At 65.3% G+C, this 17,304-nt stretch carries 15 protein-coding genes; 12 read left to right on the plus strand and 3 right to left on the minus strand.

What is annotated here, in order from left to right; translation table 11 throughout:
* The first annotated feature begins 5 nt into the window (after positions 1-5).
* Genes U5S82_10275 through U5S82_10285 form a run of 3 tightly spaced genes read left to right on the plus strand, consistent with a single transcriptional unit; the run spans position 6 to position 3,679 of the window.
* Positions 6-614, plus strand: a complete 609-nt coding sequence (locus U5S82_10275; protein ID MDZ7752033.1) for an ABC-type transport auxiliary lipoprotein family protein — start codon at positions 6-8, stop codon at positions 612-614.
* 13 nt (positions 615-627) lie between these two features.
* A complete protein-coding gene (locus U5S82_10280; protein MDZ7752034.1) occupies positions 628-2,874 on the plus strand; it encodes an adenylate/guanylate cyclase domain-containing protein in 2,247 nt (748 codons plus the stop codon).
* A 37-nt stretch (positions 2,875-2,911) separates the two neighbouring features.
* The gene (locus U5S82_10285) at positions 2,912-3,679 is read left to right on the plus strand and encodes a 3',5'-cyclic-nucleotide phosphodiesterase (GenBank protein MDZ7752035.1); all 768 of its coding nucleotides are present in this window, start codon (positions 2,912-2,914) and stop codon (positions 3,677-3,679) included.
* Between the two features lie 621 nt (positions 3,680-4,300).
* Here U5S82_10285 and U5S82_10290 read toward each other — a convergent pair.
* From U5S82_10290 to U5S82_10300, 3 genes are read right to left on the minus strand one after another with little or no spacing between them, the layout of a single operon-like run.
* On the minus strand, positions 4,301-5,014 hold the full coding sequence (locus U5S82_10290) for an FHA domain-containing protein (GenBank protein MDZ7752036.1): 714 nt from the start codon (positions 5,012-5,014) through the stop codon (positions 4,301-4,303).
* 25 nt (positions 5,015-5,039) lie between these two features.
* On the minus strand, positions 5,040-5,852 hold the full coding sequence (locus tag U5S82_10295; GenBank protein ID MDZ7752037.1) for a Stp1/IreP family PP2C-type Ser/Thr phosphatase: 813 nt from the start codon (positions 5,850-5,852) through the stop codon (positions 5,040-5,042).
* 41 nt (positions 5,853-5,893) lie between these two features.
* Positions 5,894-8,539, minus strand: a complete 2,646-nt coding sequence (locus U5S82_10300; protein ID MDZ7752038.1) for a serine/threonine-protein kinase — start codon at positions 8,537-8,539, stop codon at positions 5,894-5,896.
* Between the two features lie 421 nt (positions 8,540-8,960).
* On the opposite strand from U5S82_10300, the gene dapF reads away from it, so the two are divergent.
* The 9 genes from dapF (at position 8,961) to ubiB (ending at position 17,246) form a co-directional block, all read left to right on the plus strand.
* Positions 8,961-9,788 carry a diaminopimelate epimerase gene (gene dapF, locus U5S82_10305; protein MDZ7752039.1) on the plus strand — a complete coding sequence of 276 codons (828 nt, stop codon included), beginning with the start codon at positions 8,961-8,963 and terminating at the stop codon, positions 9,786-9,788.
* Entirely contained in the window at positions 9,785-10,501 is a 717-nt protein-coding gene (locus tag U5S82_10310) for a DUF484 family protein (GenBank protein MDZ7752040.1), read from the plus strand. The genes dapF and U5S82_10310 overlap by 4 nt, the downstream gene beginning before the upstream one ends.
* Before the next feature lie 16 nt (positions 10,502-10,517).
* Positions 10,518-11,438, plus strand: coding sequence for a tyrosine recombinase XerC (gene xerC / locus U5S82_10315; GenBank protein MDZ7752041.1), 921 nt, complete (start codon positions 10,518-10,520; stop codon positions 11,436-11,438).
* Positions 11,439-11,565: 127 nt separating this feature from the next.
* The gene (gene hslV, locus U5S82_10320) at positions 11,566-12,108 is read left to right on the plus strand and encodes an ATP-dependent protease subunit HslV (protein ID MDZ7752042.1); all 543 of its coding nucleotides are present in this window, start codon (positions 11,566-11,568) and stop codon (positions 12,106-12,108) included.
* Positions 12,109-12,167: 59 nt separating this feature from the next.
* A complete protein-coding gene (gene hslU, locus U5S82_10325) occupies positions 12,168-13,505 on the plus strand; it encodes an ATP-dependent protease ATPase subunit HslU (GenBank protein ID MDZ7752043.1) in 1,338 nt (445 codons plus the stop codon).
* Between the two features lie 177 nt (positions 13,506-13,682).
* Complete coding sequence (locus tag U5S82_10330) at positions 13,683-14,054, plus strand: DUF971 domain-containing protein (protein MDZ7752044.1); 372 nt, start codon at positions 13,683-13,685, stop codon at positions 14,052-14,054.
* A 25-nt stretch (positions 14,055-14,079) separates the two neighbouring features.
* Positions 14,080-14,826, plus strand: coding sequence for a bifunctional demethylmenaquinone methyltransferase/2-methoxy-6-polyprenyl-1,4-benzoquinol methylase UbiE (gene ubiE / locus U5S82_10335; protein MDZ7752045.1), 747 nt, complete (start codon positions 14,080-14,082; stop codon positions 14,824-14,826).
* A gap of 16 nt (positions 14,827-14,842) precedes the next feature.
* Positions 14,843-15,472 carry an SCP2 sterol-binding domain-containing protein gene (locus U5S82_10340; GenBank protein ID MDZ7752046.1) on the plus strand — a complete coding sequence of 210 codons (630 nt, stop codon included), beginning with the start codon at positions 14,843-14,845 and terminating at the stop codon, positions 15,470-15,472.
* A gap of 106 nt (positions 15,473-15,578) precedes the next feature.
* A complete protein-coding gene (ubiB, locus tag U5S82_10345; protein ID MDZ7752047.1) occupies positions 15,579-17,246 on the plus strand; it encodes a ubiquinone biosynthesis regulatory protein kinase UbiB in 1,668 nt (555 codons plus the stop codon).
* The last annotated feature ends 58 nt before the right edge of the window (positions 17,247-17,304 follow it).

Below are 17,304 nucleotides of genomic sequence, written 5' to 3' on the forward strand. Positions count from 1 at the left end.
AGGTCATGTTGCTCCTCGCGGTGTCTGTCGCCGTACTCGCCGGATGTGCGGCGGCGCCGGTGCCGCCGGAGCGTTTTTTCCGCCTGCACGACCCCGCGGAGGTCGCCCGGGCCCCTGCCACCCTGGCGGGACAGCTGGTGGTGCAGGCACCGCGGGTGGAGGGCCTTTATAACGAGCGTGCCGTCATCTACAGCCGCGGCCCGGACCATCGGGAGCTGCGCCAGTATCACTATAAGTACTGGGTGGCGCCCCCGGCGCAGCTCGTACAGGACTATCTGGTGGCGTACCTGCGCCGCGGTGCCAGCGCGTCCCGGGTGGTGCGGGAGTTCGGGGACGGCTACACGGACCATCTGGTGACCGGGCGCCTGCTCGGCTTCGAGCGGCGGGTGGACGATGAGAGGCGGGCGGTCGTGGTCGATATGGAGTTGGCGGTGACGCCCCCGGGGAAGCAGCGGCCGGCCTTCATCAGACGTTATAATGAGACCACCGGCGTGGGAGGGGGCACCATGGCGGATACCGTAAAGGCCTTCGAGAGAGCACTGCACGCCATCGCATCCGACTTCGCGGCGGACCTGGCCGTCCTGGTGCGCGCCGGGGCCGAAAAGAACGAATAACCGGGATGGGAACGTGAACGATTTCGTCGGGCAGCTGAGAAAGCACTGGGTTCGCAGTGTCCTCAACGTGTTGGTGGTGGCGTTCTTCCTGGTGCATGTCAGCGGCTATATGTCCTTCGGTATCATCGAGCGCATGGAGAACCTGGCCTACGATGTGAGGCTGCTGCTCACCATGCCCCATACCAAGGATGAACGCATCGTCATCGTCGATATCGACGAGAAAAGCCTCGCCGAGGTGGGACGCTGGCCGTGGCCACGCACCACCATGGCACGCATGGTGGAGCAGCTGTTCGGCCACTATGACGTGGCCTTGGTGGGTTTCGATGTGGTGTTCGCCGAGCCCGACGAAAGCTCCGGCCTGAAGGTGCTGGAGGACCTCGCGGAGAACGAACTCAAGGAGGATGAGACCTATCTGGCGGCCCTGGAGAAGGTGCGCCCTGAACTCGCCTATGATCGACTGTTCGCCGCCAGCCTCACTAATCGGCCCATCATACTCGGCTACTATTTCAGCGTGAAGACCGGTGACGACGATGCCCTGAGGACCGGGCAACTGCCGCCGCCGACCTTCGAGAAGGGCTTCTTTCGCGGTCGCAACATCCCCTTCCCGCAGGCCGACGGCTATGGCGCCAATCTTCAGGAGCTCCAGGAGGCCGCTGCCGGCGCCGGGCACTTCAACCCCACCACCGATCGGGATGGTCTCGTCAGGCGCGTGCCCCTGCTCTATGAGTTCGAGGGCGACTACTACGAGGCTCTGTCCCTGGCCATGGCACGGGCGGTGCTCGGCGTGGACCGGGTGGAGCCGGTGTACGCCGGTTCCACCCTAGGCAGCGAGAGCTATAGCGGCCTCGAATGGCTGCGAGTGGGTAACCGTACCATCCCGGTGGACGCCGAGGTCCGGGCCCTGGTGCCCTACCGGGGTCCCAAGGGCAGTTTCCCCTACGTCTCGGCGGTAGACGTGCTGGAGGGGCGGGCAGATCCGGCGAAGCTGCAGGGCACCATCGTTCTGGTGGGTACGTCCGCACCCGGCCTGCTGGATCTGCGGTCCACGCCGGTGCAGGAGGTCTATCCCGGGGTGGAGATCCACGCCAATCTCATCGCCGGCATCATCGACAACGTGCTCAAGGAAAAACCGGCCTATACCCTGGGCGCCGAGTTCATCATCGTCATCCTCGCCGGTATCCTGATGTTCCTCACCTTCGCCCTTATGGGGCCGGGCCGCGCGACCCTGGTGACCCTGATGCTGGCCGCCACCGTCATCGCCATCAACGCCATGGTGTGGACCCAGGGTAACCTGGTGCTTCCCATCGCGGCGGGCCTGCTGATGATCGCGGTGCTCTATCTGGTGAACATGTCCTACGGCTTCTTCGTGGAATCCCGGGGCAAGCGTCAGCTCGCCGGCCTGTTCGGACAATACGTGCCGCCCGAGCTGGTGGACGAGATGAGTGACGATCCAGATCGTTACACCCTGGAGGCCGAGAGCCGCGAACTCACGGTGTTGTTCTCGGACGTGCGGGGATTCACGACCATCTCCGAGGGCCTGGAGCCGAAGGAGCTGTCGGAACTCATGAATCACTTCCTGACGCCCCTGACCCAGGTCATCCACCAGCACCGTGGCACCATCGACAAGTACATGGGGGATGCCATCATGGCCTTCTGGGGGGCGCCCCTGCCGGAGCCGGACCATGCCCGCCACGCCCTGGTGGCCGCCCTGGAGATGGTGGCGAAGCTGGATGCCATGCAGCCGGAGTTTCGTGCCAAGGGCTGGCCGGAGGTGCGCATTGGCGTGGGCCTCAATACCGGTTCCATGAGCGTAGGCAACATGGGCTCGGAGTTTCGTATGGCCTATACCGTGCTCGGCGATGCGGTGAACCTGGGCTCGCGGCTGGAGGGACTGACACGCCAGTACGGTGTCGACATCATCGTCAGTGAGACCACCAAGGATGCAACGCCCGATTATGTGTACCGGGAACTCGACCGGGTGCGGGTCAAGGGCAAGGACAAGCCGGTAGCCATCTTCGAGCCCGTGGGGTTGCGTGGAGCGCTGGACAAGGCCACCCGGGATGAACTGGCCATCTATGAACAGGCTCTCAAACTCTACCGCGGCCAGAACTGGGACATGGCGGAGCTGCAGTTTCTCAACTTGCAGCACATGTCGCCCTTCAGGGCCGTCTACAAGATCTACGCGGAACGCATCGTGCTGTTCCGCCAACAGCCACCGGGAGACGAATGGGATGGCGTATTCACCTTCAAGACCAAGTGATGACGGCTTCATCACGTGGGGCGGCGGCCGGTAAGCCATGCGGATAAAGGTACTGGGTTGCAGTGGCGGTATCGGCGGCAATCGCCGCACCACCTCGTTTCTCATCGACGACGATACTTTGCTCGATGCCGGTACCGGCGTCATGGACCTGGAAGTGGACGAACTGGTTCGAGTGGGCCGGATCTTTCTCACCCATACCCACCTGGACCACATCGCCGCCCTGCCCCTTATGGTCGACACGGTGGGAGCGATGCGGTCCGCCCCCATCATCCTCTATGCCTCCTGCGCCGGTCTCGCTACCCTGAAGGCCCATATATTCAACTGGTATATCTGGCCGGACTTTTTCCGTATCCCCGATGCCGATTCGGCCTTCCTCACCTCCGAGGTGTTTGAGGAGGGCGAGACTTTCGACTTGGGTGCCGGCAGGCGTATCCGCGCCTTACCGGTGAACCACACGGTGCCGGCGGTGGGCTATGCGGTGAGTGGTCCCAGCGGCACGCTGGTGTTCAGCGGCGACACCACCCGCTGCCCGGCGTTCTGGAAGACAGTCAACGCCATCAAGGATCTGAAATATCTGATCATCGAGACCGCCTTCAGTGAGAACGAGAAATCCATCGCCGAAGCGTCCAAACACCTGTGCCCCAGCATGCTGGGCGCCGAACTCGCCCAATACACCAACACCGCTCCCCTTTATATCACCCACCTCAAGCCGCGGGAGGAAGACCTGATCATGGAACAGGTACACGAAGTGGCCGGCGAGCGCGAGGTCCACCGGCTGGAGAAGGGCCAGCTTTTCGAACTCTGAGCGGATAGGGAACGGCAAAGGCGAAAAGCGGGAACCACGAAAGACACGAAATAAGCGAAAGAGATCGGGGCGCCGGGGGATGAACGGCATCATCTTCAGCTTCGTGGCTATGGCGTGTTCTACGGGAAAAATAAAAAATGGGAACTACGAAAGACGCGAAAGACGCGAAACGAGGTTTTAATGTCGGGATGAATCCCGACCTACATTCGTGCCGCAGGAACGGGCGGTGGTGGTGTCTCTGTAGGTCGGGCTGTAGGTTGGGCTGTAGGTCGGGCTTCAGCCCGACAGCCTTTCGCGCCTTTCGCAGTTAACTCTCATGGCGATACGCGCCACCCTAGATGATGAAAGCGGAGCGCGTATCGCCATGTTCGTTCCCTCACCCCATCCCTCTCCCAGAGGGAGAGGGGGAGATCGTGCTTCGCGACTTTCACGTTAAAACAGTAGGTTGGGGTGACGCAGGAACCCCAACAGCTTGGCCATGTTACGTGTTGATGTTGGGCTTCGTTCCTCACCCCAACCTACGTTCGTCTATTAACTTTCGTATGTTTCGTGTATTTCGTGGTTAAAAAAAGCAAAACCCCAACGTGTTTCGTGGTTAAAACCAGTCCTGATTGATACGCGCTAGCGGTTGACGAAGAACTCCATGCGTACGCCGGCCAGTTCCACCACGTCGTTGTTGTGCAGGGGGTGGGCCTGGGCGCCGATGGCCTCGCCGTTGACGATGGGGTGTTTGCCCTCGACGGGGGTGATGAAATAACCCTGGGGCCGGCGGGTGATGACGGCCACCTGGGCACCCGGTTTGCCGAGGGTGGTCAGGGCCTTCTTGAGTTCCATCTCCTTGCCCTGGGCAGGGCCGTTCAGCACGTATACTTTGCCCAGGGGCAGGTCCTCTTCCATGGTGTTGCCGGAGGCCGCGGTGCTTTCCTGAGCCGCCGCCACTTGAGCGGCCTTGTGGGCCGATTCGGCCACGTCTGCCGGCGCCTGGTCCGCCATCCCCGGGCGAATGATCATGGTCTTCTCGAAATCGGACTCGGACGAGGAGGCCTGCTCGTTGATGTACTTGAGTTCGTGCTTGCCGATGCCGATGACGTCACCGTTCTGCAACGCATGCTTCTTGATGAGCTTGCCGTTGACGTAGGTGCCGTTGGTGCTGCCGAGATCCTCGAGGAACGAGTCGTTGAGGATAGTGATGATCAGCGCGTGCTGTCCGCTCACCGCGAGGTTGTCGACGTGAATGTCGTTCGACGGTTTGCGGCCGATGGTGAGCCGCTCCTTGGTCAGGGGGTACTCGCGGAGCACCGAGTTGTTCAGACTTAGAACCAGTTTTGCCGTCATTCTCGTAACCCGTCCGCTGTGTTAGTCAGTTAAACCAGTTGATGACTTTCGAATACCAGGTGCTGCCCACGCGCGCGGGGAAAGGTTCGGTTGGCTTGACCAGGAGGACGGAGACGTTATCCGTACCCCCGCCCCGGTTCGCCTTCTGAATCAGGGCGTCCGCTGCTTGGTCAAGATTAGCACTGTATTCTTCAAGGGTTAAGTGTATGTCCTCGTCGGAGACCAGGTCGCTCAGACCGTCGGAGCACAGCAGGTAGATGTCACCGGTTTCCACCGGTTCCTCCTGCAGCGCCGTCTCGACGGCGGGTTCCACGCCCATGGCGCGGGTCACGAGATTCTTCTGGTTGGAGTCCCGCGCCTCCTCCTTGGTATAGAAGCCTTTCTCGATCAACTCCTGGAGCAGGGAATGGTCGACCGTCAGTTGTTCCAGCTGATCTCCCCGCAGGCGGTAGAGCCGGGAGTCCCCGACGTGGGCGATGGTCATGCGGTCGTTATAGAACAGGGCCACCACGATTGTGGTGCCCATGCCCTGGCATTGGGGTTGTTTCTGGGCGGTGGTGTAGATGGCGTCATTGGCCTTGGTCACCGCGTCGCGCACGAACAGCGAGCCGCGGCAATATCCGCTGTCGCGGTCCAGGGCTTCTGGGGGGGCCTGCTTGAGGCTGTTGCGCACCTCCTCCAGCACCACGTTCACGGCGATGGCGCTCGCCACCTCACCGGCCTTATAGCCCCCCATGCCGTCGGCCAGCACCACCAGTCCGAGATCCGGATCCATGGCGATACTGTCTTCGTTGTGATCACGCCTGAGACCCACATCGGAGCGACCGACCAGCGTCAATTTGTCCTGCAAGCCCATGTCGGTCCTACGTCGCTAACCCATCATCCGAGTTGGGCCGCACATTCGCGCAGGGCCTGCGCGAACTCACTGCCCGTCTGGTAGCGCTCGTCGGCGTTCTTGGCCAGCGCCTTGTCCAGCACCGCCTTCAGGCAGGGCGGCACGTCCGCCTTGACGGTGGTGATGTCGGGATGGGGATCGTTGGCGATCTTGTACATCAGGGTGGCCATGGAGTCGCCCGAGAAGGGCAGGGTGCCGGTCACCATCTGGTACAGCATCACCCCCAGGGAGAAAAGGTCGGAGCGTCCGTCCACCTTCTTGCCGGAGAGCTGCTCGGGGGACATGTAGGACGGAGTCCCCAACACCATGCCGGTCTTGGTGCGGCTGGAGTCGGTGATACGGGCGATACCGAAGTCGGTGATCTTCATGCTGCCCGATACCGGCTCGTACATGATATTCGCGGGCTTGATGTCGCGATGCACCACGTTCTGGGCATGGGCGTAGGCCAGGGCGTCCGCCGCCTTGGCCACCAGATCCATGGAGGTTATGATGGGGAGCAGAGCGTCCTTCTTGGTGAAGGGTACCAGGTCCTTGCCCTTGAGGAACTCCATCGCGATGTACGCCAGGTCGTGTTCCTCTCCCGCATCGTAGATGGTGACGATGTGGGGGTGGGTGAGGCGGCCGGCGGTTTCGGCCTCGCGGAAGAAGCGGGCCTTCACCTCTTCCAACTCGTCTGCCTCGAACTCCTGGGACAGGGCCATGGTCTTGATGGCTACCACGCGGTTGATCTTGGGGTCCTTGCCCAGATACACCACGCCCATGGCACCCTTACCCAGTTCCTTCTCCACCTCGTAGCGCCCAAGCATGGGCTTGGACATCCCGCCACCGCCGTCCATGATGAGGGTGCCGGCCGCGGAACCACCGCCACCGCCGAGCATGACGGTCTCCTCCATGGCTCTGGTACGGTTCATACGGTCCTTGAGGTCGCGGAAGTTGGCGTCGAAGGCCGCCATGTACTGGTAGACGGAGCTGGCCTTGTTGTATTGGCGCTTGCGTTCGAAATCCAGGGCCAGATTGTAGAGGTTGTCCATGACTTGCTTGTCCAGGGGCACCTTGCGGAAGGCGTCGAAGGCCATGTCCAGCTGGCCCTGACCCTGGAACTGCAGGCCCAGCATGCGGTTGCTTTCCGCGGAAAGGGTGTCGGTGCGCTCCTTCGCCTTCTCCGTCACCAGGAAGCGCTTGGTGGTGAGCAGCAGGTGCCCGACCACCAGCAGGGTGGCCGGAATCACGAGTTGCAGCCACATGGCCTGGGTGACCATCATGGTCATATGGGTGGCCAGCAGGGCGAGGAGCAGCACCAGGGTGATGGCCGCGCCCATGCCCGCCTTGAGCCTGGGCAACAGCGCGATGAGGTAGACGGCGATCACCAGGAAGATGCCCCATTCGGCCATGCCGGCCCATTCCGGGCGCACGAAGAAGTCCTCGTTGAGGATGCTGGAGACCGAGTGAGCCAGGGTCAGCACGGGGGCCATGGCAGGCGATACCGGCGTCACCTGGGGGCTGCCCACGCCGACCGCCGTGGCGCCGATGAGCACGATCTTGTTGCGGTATTTCTCCGCCGGAATCTTGCCGGAGATGACGTCGAAGAAGGAGTCCACCGCGAAGGCCGGCCGGCCGTCGTCCCGGTCGCTGTAAAAGAACGTGTTCATCAGCAGGTGGGGGTCGGTGTCGATGACCAGATTCTTGAGCTGCACGCCTTCGCCCAGGTGCACCTGGATGTCATCGGGGGTCAGATTGAGGAAGCGTGCCGCCACCTGCAGCGCCAGGGACGGCAGGTAGGTGTCGTAGTGGAGCAGCACCAGGGGCTCGGTACGGATGCCGCCGTCCACGTCGGGGATGCTGTTGAGGTGGCCGATGGCGGCCGCCGGCTCGCCGACCTCGGGGATGGGGGGGATGGCCGCCACCGTGGGCAGGGGGAACAGGCCGGCCTCGGCCGCACCTACGCGGTCATCCACGCTGAGCAGGGCGTTGCGGGTGACGTAGGCGGGCAGTTCGGCATCCGGATTGCCCTGGGGCTGGCCCAGCACCAGAGGCATGCTGAGTACCACGTTGCCGGCGTTGGCTATGTGTTCCGCGAGAATGCGATCGGTGTTGAGGGCAGCCTCGGCCTCCACCAGTCGCTGGCCCAGGGTGCCGAGGTCCTCGAGGAGGCGTCCCGACAGGCTCGACTGGGCGTAGAAATCGGCGATGGTGAGGATGGATTCGGGCGGCTGCGGCGCGGCCTCACCCTGGGCGGCCTGGGGCACACTACCGATGGCGTCGTCGACGAGGGCGCCCAGCAGGTCGAGGTCGCCGGGCGCCTCCTTGACGATGCTGGAGTCCGCGAAAAAGTTACTGATGTCCCGGATGAAGGCCAGGCCCGGATCGATCTGGGGTTCGAGGAAGAACACAGTGTGGCCGACGACCTTGGCGCCTCCCGCGTCGAGCATGCGAATAAGCTCGGCGTGAATATCCCGGGACCAGGGCCAGCGCCCGATGTTGGCGATGCTCTGGTCATCGATGGCGATGACGGCCACCTGTTCGCTGGGCGCGCGGTCGCTCGCCCTCACGCCCACGTCATAGGCGAAGCGCTCGAGGCCTTGAAGATAAGTGCTGCCCGACGCCAGCAGAAAGACCACGGTGATGGCCATGCCGGCGAACCAGTCCGTTTTCCAGAAGGCCCTTTTCACCACATCCCCCCAACCTGTGATTGTTCGCTAACTATAGGCTATAGTTAGCTGAAATTACAATAAAAATGCAAAGCTGTTTGTCGGTCTTTGAAGCGGGTTGCCGGCGCCGGAGACTCCGCCATGATCGGTTCGGCATCGGTATGGGTCGGCCGGCATGGTGGGTACGGCCCTGTTCGTCGACCCGGCGACAGACGGAGTCCGCGGGCATGCCGCCTGTCGGTACCAGGAGCGTCAGGCAGCAGGTCCGAAAGGTTTTGAACACGGATACCTCCCGAGGATGGGGAGCGGCCTGGAAGGCCATCGCTTTCCGGGCCCCATGCAATGGTATCGTAGCCAAAGACCGTCGGCGGATCATCGCCGGCGACGTCATCGGGAGTGGGAAGTGAGGTTGAGTTTCACGAAAATGCATGGATTGGGGAACGATTTCGTGGTCATCGACGCCGTGAACCAGTCCATCGACCCCACACCGGACGTCGTGCGCCGCCTCGCCGATCGGCGCTATGGTGTGGGCTGCGACCAGGTGCTGCTGGTGGAACGGGCGCGGGGCGCGGCCGACTTCGGTTACCGCATATTCAATCGTGACGGCGGCGAGGTGGAGCAGTGCGGCAATGGCGCCCGCTGCTTCCTGCGCTTCGTGCTGGACAAGGGCCTGACGCGTTCCAAGAGTGTAAGGGTGGAGACCCTGGGGGGGCTATTGCGACTGGAGATGGATGAGCAGGGCCTGGTGACTGTGGATATGGGCACCCCCGATTTCGCCCCCGCGGCGTTGCCTTTTGTGGCCGATGGGGAGGCCCTCACGTATGCTCTGGAGGGGCCGGCCGGCGTGGTGGAGTTCGGGGCGGTGTCCATGGGCAATCCCCACGCGGTGATCGCCGTGGACAGCGTGGAGAATGCGCCGGTGGCGACCCTGGGGCCAGCCCTCGGTGCCCACGAGCGCTTCCCTGCCGGCGTCAACGTGGGCTTCATGGAAGTGGTGTCGTCCCACCGCATTCGGCTGCGGGTCTACGAGCGCGGTGCGGGAGAGACCCTGGCCTGCGGCACGGGGGCCTGCGCGGCGGTGGCCGTGGGCCGTCGCCGGGGTGTGCTGGCGGATCCCGTGGCCGTGGAGTTACCGGGCGGGGAGTTGACTGTCAGTTGGCCCGGCGGCGCGGGTCCCGTGATGATGAAGGGGCCCGCCACTACTGTATTCGAGGGTGAGATAGAGCTATGAATCCCCATAACGCCGAAGAGTCCGAGAACACCGCCGAGGGCCAGGCCCGCGGCCTGTCCGCCGCCGCCGTGGCGGCCTTCCTGCAGGGACATCCGGATTTTTTCATTCGCCACAGCCAGCTGCTGGCGGGTCTCCATCTGCCCCACGACTGCGGCGATGCCGTGTCCCTGGTGGAGTATCAGGTGAGCGTGCTGCGGGACCAGAACCTGCGGTTGCGCCGCCAACTGGACGGCCTGGTGGCCACCGCCCGCGACAACGAGTCCCTCATCGAGCGGCTGCACCACCTCACCCTGGGCTTCCTGTCCTGCGAAGACGTGGCTCAGGCTCTCGACGTGCTGGATGACGCCATTCGCGGTGGCTTCCATGGGGATTTCGCCGCCGTGCGCCTGTTCGTGGCGCCGCCCCCCGAGGAGCGCGGGCGCCCGGAGTTTCTGGGTGACGGCGAGGAGGTCACCGCCCTCTACGGTGACATCCTGAGGGCCCGGGCCCCGGCCTGCGGGCCGTTGGCTGCGCCCCTGGCCGAATCCCTGTTCGGTGACGCGGCGCGGGAAGTGGGATCGGCGGTGGTGGCCCCACTGGGGCGGAGCGAGTGCTTCGGGGTGCTGGCCATCGGCAGCCGCGACGCGGCGCGCTTCCAGGCGGGCATGGGCACCCTTTTCATACGTCAGCTCGCCGACGTGGCCGCCGCCATCATCCGTCGCCATCTGCCCTGAGGCCGGTCGGCCCGCCGTGTCCCCCGTCGCCGAAACCCTGCGCCACTGGCTGCCTCGCTACCTGGATCATCTCGCCCGGGAGCGTCGCCTCTCGCCCCATACCACGGCGGCCTATGGCCGGGACCTGGAGGGGTTCCTGGACTTTCTCGATGCCCGGGGGGGCGCGGCGCCGTGTGACATCGACGCCGCCACCGTGCGGGCCTTCGCCGCGGAACGTCACCGGGGTGGCCTCGGCGGACACAGCATCCAGCGCAAGTTGTCGGCGGTGCGGGGGCTCTTCGCCTATCTGATGCGGGAGGGCGTGGTGGGCGCCAATCCGGGGCGCGGCGTGGCGGCGCCCAAGGTGGCCCGGCGCCTGCCCGCGCTGCTCGACGTGGATGGGGCGGCGGCGGTGGTGGGAGGCGGCGAGCCTGATGATCTGGGCCTGCGGGACCGCGCCATGTGGGAGCTGATGTATGGCTCCGGCCTGCGGCTGGCGGAGCTGGTGGGGCTGAATCTGGAGGCGCTGGATCTCCACGAGGCCCTGGTGACGGTGACGGGCAAGGGCAACAAGCGCCGCGTGGTACCGGTTGGGCGCCACGCCGTTGCCGCCCTCCAGGACTGGCTCAAGGTGCGCGGCGGGCTGGCCCGGGCCGACGTCCGCGCGGTATTCGTGAGCCGCCGCGGCGGGCGCCTCTCCGGCCGCGCGGTGCAACAGCGCCTCGGCCGGCGCGCCGCGGCGGTGGGCCTGGGGCGCGGCGTGCATCCCCACATGCTGCGTCACTCCTTCGCCAGCCACCTGCTGGAATCCAGCGGCGATCTGCGGGCGGTACAGGAACTCCTCGGCCACTCGAACATCAGCACCACTCAGATCTACACCCATTTGGATTTCCAGCACCTGGCGCGGGTCTACGACGCCGCCCACCCGCGGGCCAGGAAACGCTCCTCCTCCTCCTGAGGCGGGGGCTGCCGCTTCACTACCGCAACGGAGCGGGTCCCCGGTGCCTCTGCGTCGCGCCGGCGGCGCGGGGGCGCCGGAAGATGATAAGATTGTGGGTCCATAACCCCACTCCAGGGAGAGACCCTTGCAGCAGTTCAGAGGCACCACCATCCTCTCGGTCCGCCGGCAGGGCCGGGTCGCCATCGGCGGCGACGGTCAGGTTTCCATGGGCGACACCGTCATGAAGGGCAACGCGCGCAAGGTGCGGCGGCTGTTCCAGGGCCGCGTCATCGCCGGTTTCGCCGGCGGCACCGCCGACGCCTTCACCCTTTTCGAGCGCTTCGAGGGCAAGCTGGAGAAGCACCAGGGCAACCTGGTGCGCTCCGCCGTGGAACTGGCCAAGGACTGGCGCACCGACCGCAGCCTGCGGCGTCTCGAGGCCCTGCTCACGGTGGCGGACGTCAAGGATTCCCTTATTATTTCCGGTACCGGCGACGTCATCGAGCCCGAGTACGACCTCATGGCCATCGGCTCGGGCGGCCCCTACGCCGAGGCCGCCGCCCGGGCCCTGCTGGAGAACACGGAACTCGGTGCCCGGGATATCGTGGAACGCGCCCTGTCGATCGCCGCCGATATCTGCGTCTACACCAATCACCATCTTACCATCGAAGAACTGGAAGCCGATTGAACCCCCGCGGTCGCCGGCAATCCCATGTTTTTCACCCACCCGAGTCGGTTTGAACACCCATGTCCCAAATGACCCCCCGAGAGATCGTCCACGAACTGGACAAGCACATCATCGGCCAGGACGAGGCGAAGCGTGCGGTGGCCATCGCCCTGCGCAACCGCTGGCGCCGTGCCCAGATAGAGGAGCCCCTGCGCAGCGAGATCTCCCCCAAGAACATCCTCATGATCGGGCCCACCGGCGTGGGCAAGACGGAGATCGCCCGCCGCCTCGCCCGTCTCGCCCATGCCCCCTTCATCAAGGTGGAGGCCACCAAGTTCACCGAGGTGGGCTACGTCGGACGGGACGTGGAGTCCATCATCCGCGACCTCATGGATTCCGCGGTATCCATGCAGCGGGACGCGGAGACCGCCAAGGTGCGCACGCGGGCCGAGGAACTGGCCGAGGAGCGCCTGCTGGACGCCCTCCTGAGGCCCGCCCGGGAGGGTTTCGACAGCCGCGCCGCCGACGCGCCTGAAGAGGGCTCGGATACCCGCCAGAAGTTCCGCAAGATGCTGCGGGAGGGCCGCCTCGACGAGCGCGAGGTGGAGATCGAGGTGAGGGCCGCCGGACCGGGGGTGGAGATCATGGCCCCGCCCGGCATGGAGGAGATGACCAGCCAGCTCCAGAGCATGTTCCAGAACATGGCCGGCAATCGCACCAAGAGCCGCAAGTTGCAGATAAAGCATGCCCTCAAGCTGCTGGTGGAGGAGGAGGCCGGCAAGCTGGTGAACGAGGACGACATCAAGACCAGCGCCCTCTACAACGTGGAGCAGAACGGCATCGTGTTCCTGGACGAGTTGGACAAGGTGGCCAGCCGTTCGGAGACCAGCGGCGCCGACGTGTCCCGGGAGGGCGTGCAGCGGGACCTGCTGCCGCTGGTGGAGGGTTCCACCGTCTCCACCAAGTACGGCATGGTGCGCACCGACCACATCCTGTTCATCGCCTCCGGTGCCTTCCATCTGGCCAAGCCCTCGGACCTCATCCCCGAGCTCCAGGGCCGCCTGCCCATCCGCGTCGAACTGGCCGCCCTGGGGGTGGAGGACTTCGTGCGCATCCTCAAGGAGCCCGACGCCTCCCTGATGGAGCAGTACCAGGCCCTGATGGCCACCGAGGAGGTGAGGCTCTCTTTCACCGACGATGCCGTGAGGCGCCTCGCCGAGGTGGCCTGGGAGGTCAACGAGCGGGCCGAGAACATCGGCGCGCGGCGGCTGCACACGGTGCTGGAGCGCCTGTTGGAGACCATCTCCTTCGAGGCGCCGGAATGCGCCGGCCAGGCGGTGGTGGTGGACGCGGCCTACGTGGACGAGCATCTGGCCGAACTGGCCCGGGACGAGGATCTGAGCCAGTACATCCTCTAGGGACAGGCTGATGATTGGCCATCCAGGGCCACATCGGCACGGCAGACGAATCTGCCGCGGCAAACGCATCGGGGATGCAGCGTTTCCCCGGCGCCAATACCCCGACAAGGGTGGGTGCCTGCGGTCCCGGGGCTTGTTTACACTGACGGCGTTACCCTACCGACACGAGACACGACCATGAGCGACAACACACCCACTCCCACGGAGCTCAATCTTCACCAGAAATCCAGGACCCTGGAGGTTGCCTTCTCCGACGGCGCACGCTTCAATCTGCCCTGCGAGTACCTGCGGGTGTATTCGCCTTCGGCGGAGGTGCGGGGCCATGGGCCGGGCGAGGGCACCCTGCAGGTGGGCAAGGAGGACGTCAACATCGTCAAGATCGAGCCCGTGGGTAACTACGCCGTGTGCCTGCACTTCGACGACGAGCACAACACCGGGATCTATGCCTGGCATACCCTGTACGATCTCGGTGCCAACTACGAGACCTACTGGCGGGACTACCTGGAGGCCCTGGAGCAGGCGGGCCGCAAACGCCGCACCGATTCCTGACAGATGACGCCATAGGAGGCGCCGCGTGGACAGCAACAAGACCCATTTCGGATATCAGGAGGTGGACGAGGCGGACAAGGCCGGCCGCGTGGGGCAGGTGTTCGAGTCCGTGGCGGACCGCTACGACATCATGAACGACCTCATGTCCCTGGGCATCCACCGGGTGTGGAAGCGCTTCACGGTATCCACCGCCGGGCTGCGGCCGGGGCACCGGGTGCTGGACCTGGCGGGGGGCACCGGTGACCTCGCCGCCCTCATGGCCCCCCGGGTGGGCGCGGCCGGCCGGGTGGTGTTGAGTGACATCAATGCCGCCATGCTGGAGGTGGGACGCCGCCGCCTGGTGGACCGCGGCATCGTGGGCAACGTGGACTACGTCCTCGCCGACGCCGAGAGTCTGCCCTTCGCCGACGATCACTTCGATTGCGTCACCATGGCCTTCGGTCTGCGCAACGTCACCCGCAAGGAGCGCGCCCTGGCGGCCATCCAGCGGGTGCTGCGGCCGGGCGGCAAGCTGCTGGTGTTGGAGTTCTCCCACGTCCAAAGCCGCCTGTTGCGGCGCCTCTACGACGGCTATTCTTTCAACGTGCTGCCGCGCCTCGGCCGCCTGGTGGCGGGTGACGACCAGAGCTATCGTTACCTGGCGGAATCCATCCGCATGCATCCCGACCAGGAGGACCTCAAGGCCATGATGGAGGCCGCCGGCTTCGGGCGTTGCGACTATCACAACCTGTCCGCGGGCGTGGTGGCCGTGCACCGCGGCTTCAAGGTCTGACCACGGGAGCCCGGAGATGGCCTGGATGCTGGTGCTGGAGGAGTTCATCAACCGCGGCCTGGGGCTGGATCCGGCGGCCGCCGGAGCCCTCGGGGCCCTGTCGGGCCGCAACCTGGGCATCGAGGTGCGGGGCCTGGGGTTGAGGATGCAGGTGTTCATCGCCGCCGACGGCGTTCATCTGGCCTCCTGGCCGCGGGAGGGCGGCGACGCCCCCGACACCATCATCAGCGGGCCGCCCCTGGCCCTGCTGCGCCTGTTCACCAGCACCGAGCCCTACCAATCCCTGTTCCGGGGCGAGGTCGAGGTGACGGGGGACACCAGGTTGCTGGAACGCCTGCGGGGGATCCTGGCCGCCGCGGACCTGGATTGGGAGGAGCCCCTCACCCGTCTCTTGGGGGACACCGTGGGTCATCAGATGGCGCGCGGCGTGCGCGGCCTGGGGAGGTGGTCGGACCAGACCCGGGCGAGCCTGGCCGAGGACACCCGGGACTTCCTCGAAGAGGAGTCGCGGCTGGTGGTGCGGGAGGAAGAGGTGCGGGCCTTCAGCGCCGCGGCGGACATCCTGAGGGACGACGTGGCGCGCCTGGAGGCGCGGCTGGAACGCCTGGAGGGGGCGGCGGGTGGTGACCCGGAGGAACCCGCATGATAGGGCCGACCCGCGGCGTGGGGCCGGGATCCCGGCGCCGCCGCCCGGTGGCTGGCTTGCCATGGGCGGCGCGCGGACGCGGCGGTGACGAGGCTCGTCTGCGGGCATGATGGGTCTCGGCAGGGCCCTGCGCCTGGCCCATATCAACCTGGTGCTGGTACGCCACGGCCTGGACGATGTCATCCTCGCCACCCACCTGCTGCGGCCGGTGCGCTGGATGTTCTACCTGGTGCGGCCGTGGCAATGGTTCCCCCGTAATCTGCCCGCCCGGGGCCAGCGCATCCGCGAGTCCCTGGAGGACCTGGGGCCCATCTTCGTCAAGTTCGGCCAGCTCCTGTCCACCCGCCGGGACCTGTTGCCCGCGGACATCGCCGACGAACTCGCCGGCCTCCAGGACCGCGTGCCGCCCTATCCCGGGGTCGAAGCCCGGGCCATCATCGAGAAGGCCTACGGCCATCGCCTGGAGGAGGTCTTCGACCGCTTCGACGAGACCCCCTTGGCCTCGGCCTCCATCGCCCAGGTCCATGCCGCCCGCCTGAAGGACGGCCGTGAGGTGGTGGTGAAGGTGCTGAGGCCGCGCATCGAACGGGTGATCCGCCGCGACATGGAACTCCTGCACACCATGGCGGCCCTGGCCGACCGCTTCTGGGCCGAGGGCCGGCGGCTGCGGCCCCGCGAGGTGGTGGCGGAATACGAAAAGACCATCCTGGATGAACTGGACCTGTTGCGGGAGGCCGGCTCGGCCTCCCAGCTGCGGCGCAACTTCGAGGACTCCGAACTCCTCTACATTCCGGAGGTGCACTGGCCCCTGACGCGGCGCAACGTCATGGTGATGGAACGGGTGGGGGGCTATGCCATCGGTGACCTCCCCACCCTGCGGGCAGCCGGGGTCAACCTCAAGGTGTTGGCGGAGCGAGGGGTGGAGATCTTCTTCACCCAGGTGTTTCGGCACAACTTTTTCCACGCCGACATGCACCCGGGCAATATCTTCATCAACGCCGACGACCTTCAGCGGCCCTATTACATCTCGGTGGACTTCGGCATCGTCGGTACCCTGAGCCGGGAGGACCAGCGCTACCTGGCGGAGAATCTCTATGCCTTCTTCCGCCGCGACTACCGCCGGGTGGCGGAACTCCACGTGCAGTCCGGCTGGGTCCCCGCCCACACCCGGGTGGACGAGTTCGAGGCAGCCATCCGTACCGTGTGCGAGCCCATCTTCGACCGCCCATTCAAGGAAATATCCTTCGCCACCCTGCTGGTACGGCTGTTCCAGACCGCGCGGCGTTTCAATATGGAGGTGCAACCGCAGCTGGTGCTGCTGGAGAAGACTCTGCTGAACATCGAGGGTCTGGGGCGCCAGGTTTACCCCGATCTGGACCTGTGGACCACTGCCAAGCCCTTCATGGAACGCTGGATGAGCGAGCAGATCGGCGTGCGCGGCCTGGTGCGCGGCGTGCGCACCGCGGCCCCCGAGTGGGGCGAGATGCTGCCCCGGCTGCCGGCCATGACCCATGACGTGCTGAAGAAGGCCCAGGACGGGACCCTGGTGGTGCAGTGGCAATCCACGGAGCTGGCCAAACTGCGCCGGGAGATGCGCCGGCATAACGAACGCACCGTGTTCGCCATCATCGGCACCGGCCTGGTGTTGTCCGCGGCCGTGCTCCTCGGCCTCGACGGTTACGCCCCCCCCATGCTGGGCCCCGCCCCCATTGGCACCTGGGTGCTGGGCGGCCTGGGGGTGTTTCTGCTGCTGGCCGCATGGCCTTACGACTAGCGTCGAATTTTGAATTTTGAATTCTTAATTTTGAATTTTTTGGGTGGGGTGGGGGCTG

The organism is Gammaproteobacteria bacterium, from assembly GCA_034522055.1.
GTDB lineage: Bacteria > Pseudomonadota > Gammaproteobacteria > JAABTG01 > JAABTG01 > JAABTG01.

Bases quoted from the DNA above. Each gene is read 5' to 3' on its own strand.
- U5S82_10275 (MDZ7752033.1), top strand. From the start codon at position 6: ATGTTGCTCCTCGCGGTGTCTGTCGCCGTACTCGCCGGATGTGCGGCG.
- U5S82_10285 (MDZ7752035.1), top strand. From the start codon at position 2,912: ATGCGGATAAAGGTACTGGGTTGCAGTGGCGGTATCGGCGGCAATCGC.
- U5S82_10290 (MDZ7752036.1), bottom strand. From the start codon at position 5,014: ATGACGGCAAAACTGGTTCTAAGTCTGAACAACTCGGTGCTCCGCGAG.
- U5S82_10300 (MDZ7752038.1), bottom strand. From the start codon at position 8,539: ATGGCCATCACCGTGGTCTTTCTGCTGGCGTCGGGCAGCACTTATCTT.
- U5S82_10310 (MDZ7752040.1), top strand. From the start codon at position 9,785: ATGAATCCCCATAACGCCGAAGAGTCCGAGAACACCGCCGAGGGCCAG.
- hslU (MDZ7752043.1), top strand. From the start codon at position 12,168: ATGTCCCAAATGACCCCCCGAGAGATCGTCCACGAACTGGACAAGCAC.
- U5S82_10330 (MDZ7752044.1), top strand. From the start codon at position 13,683: ATGAGCGACAACACACCCACTCCCACGGAGCTCAATCTTCACCAGAAA.
- U5S82_10340 (MDZ7752046.1), top strand. From the start codon at position 14,843: ATGGCCTGGATGCTGGTGCTGGAGGAGTTCATCAACCGCGGCCTGGGG.
- ubiB (MDZ7752047.1), top strand. From the start codon at position 15,579: ATGATGGGTCTCGGCAGGGCCCTGCGCCTGGCCCATATCAACCTGGTG.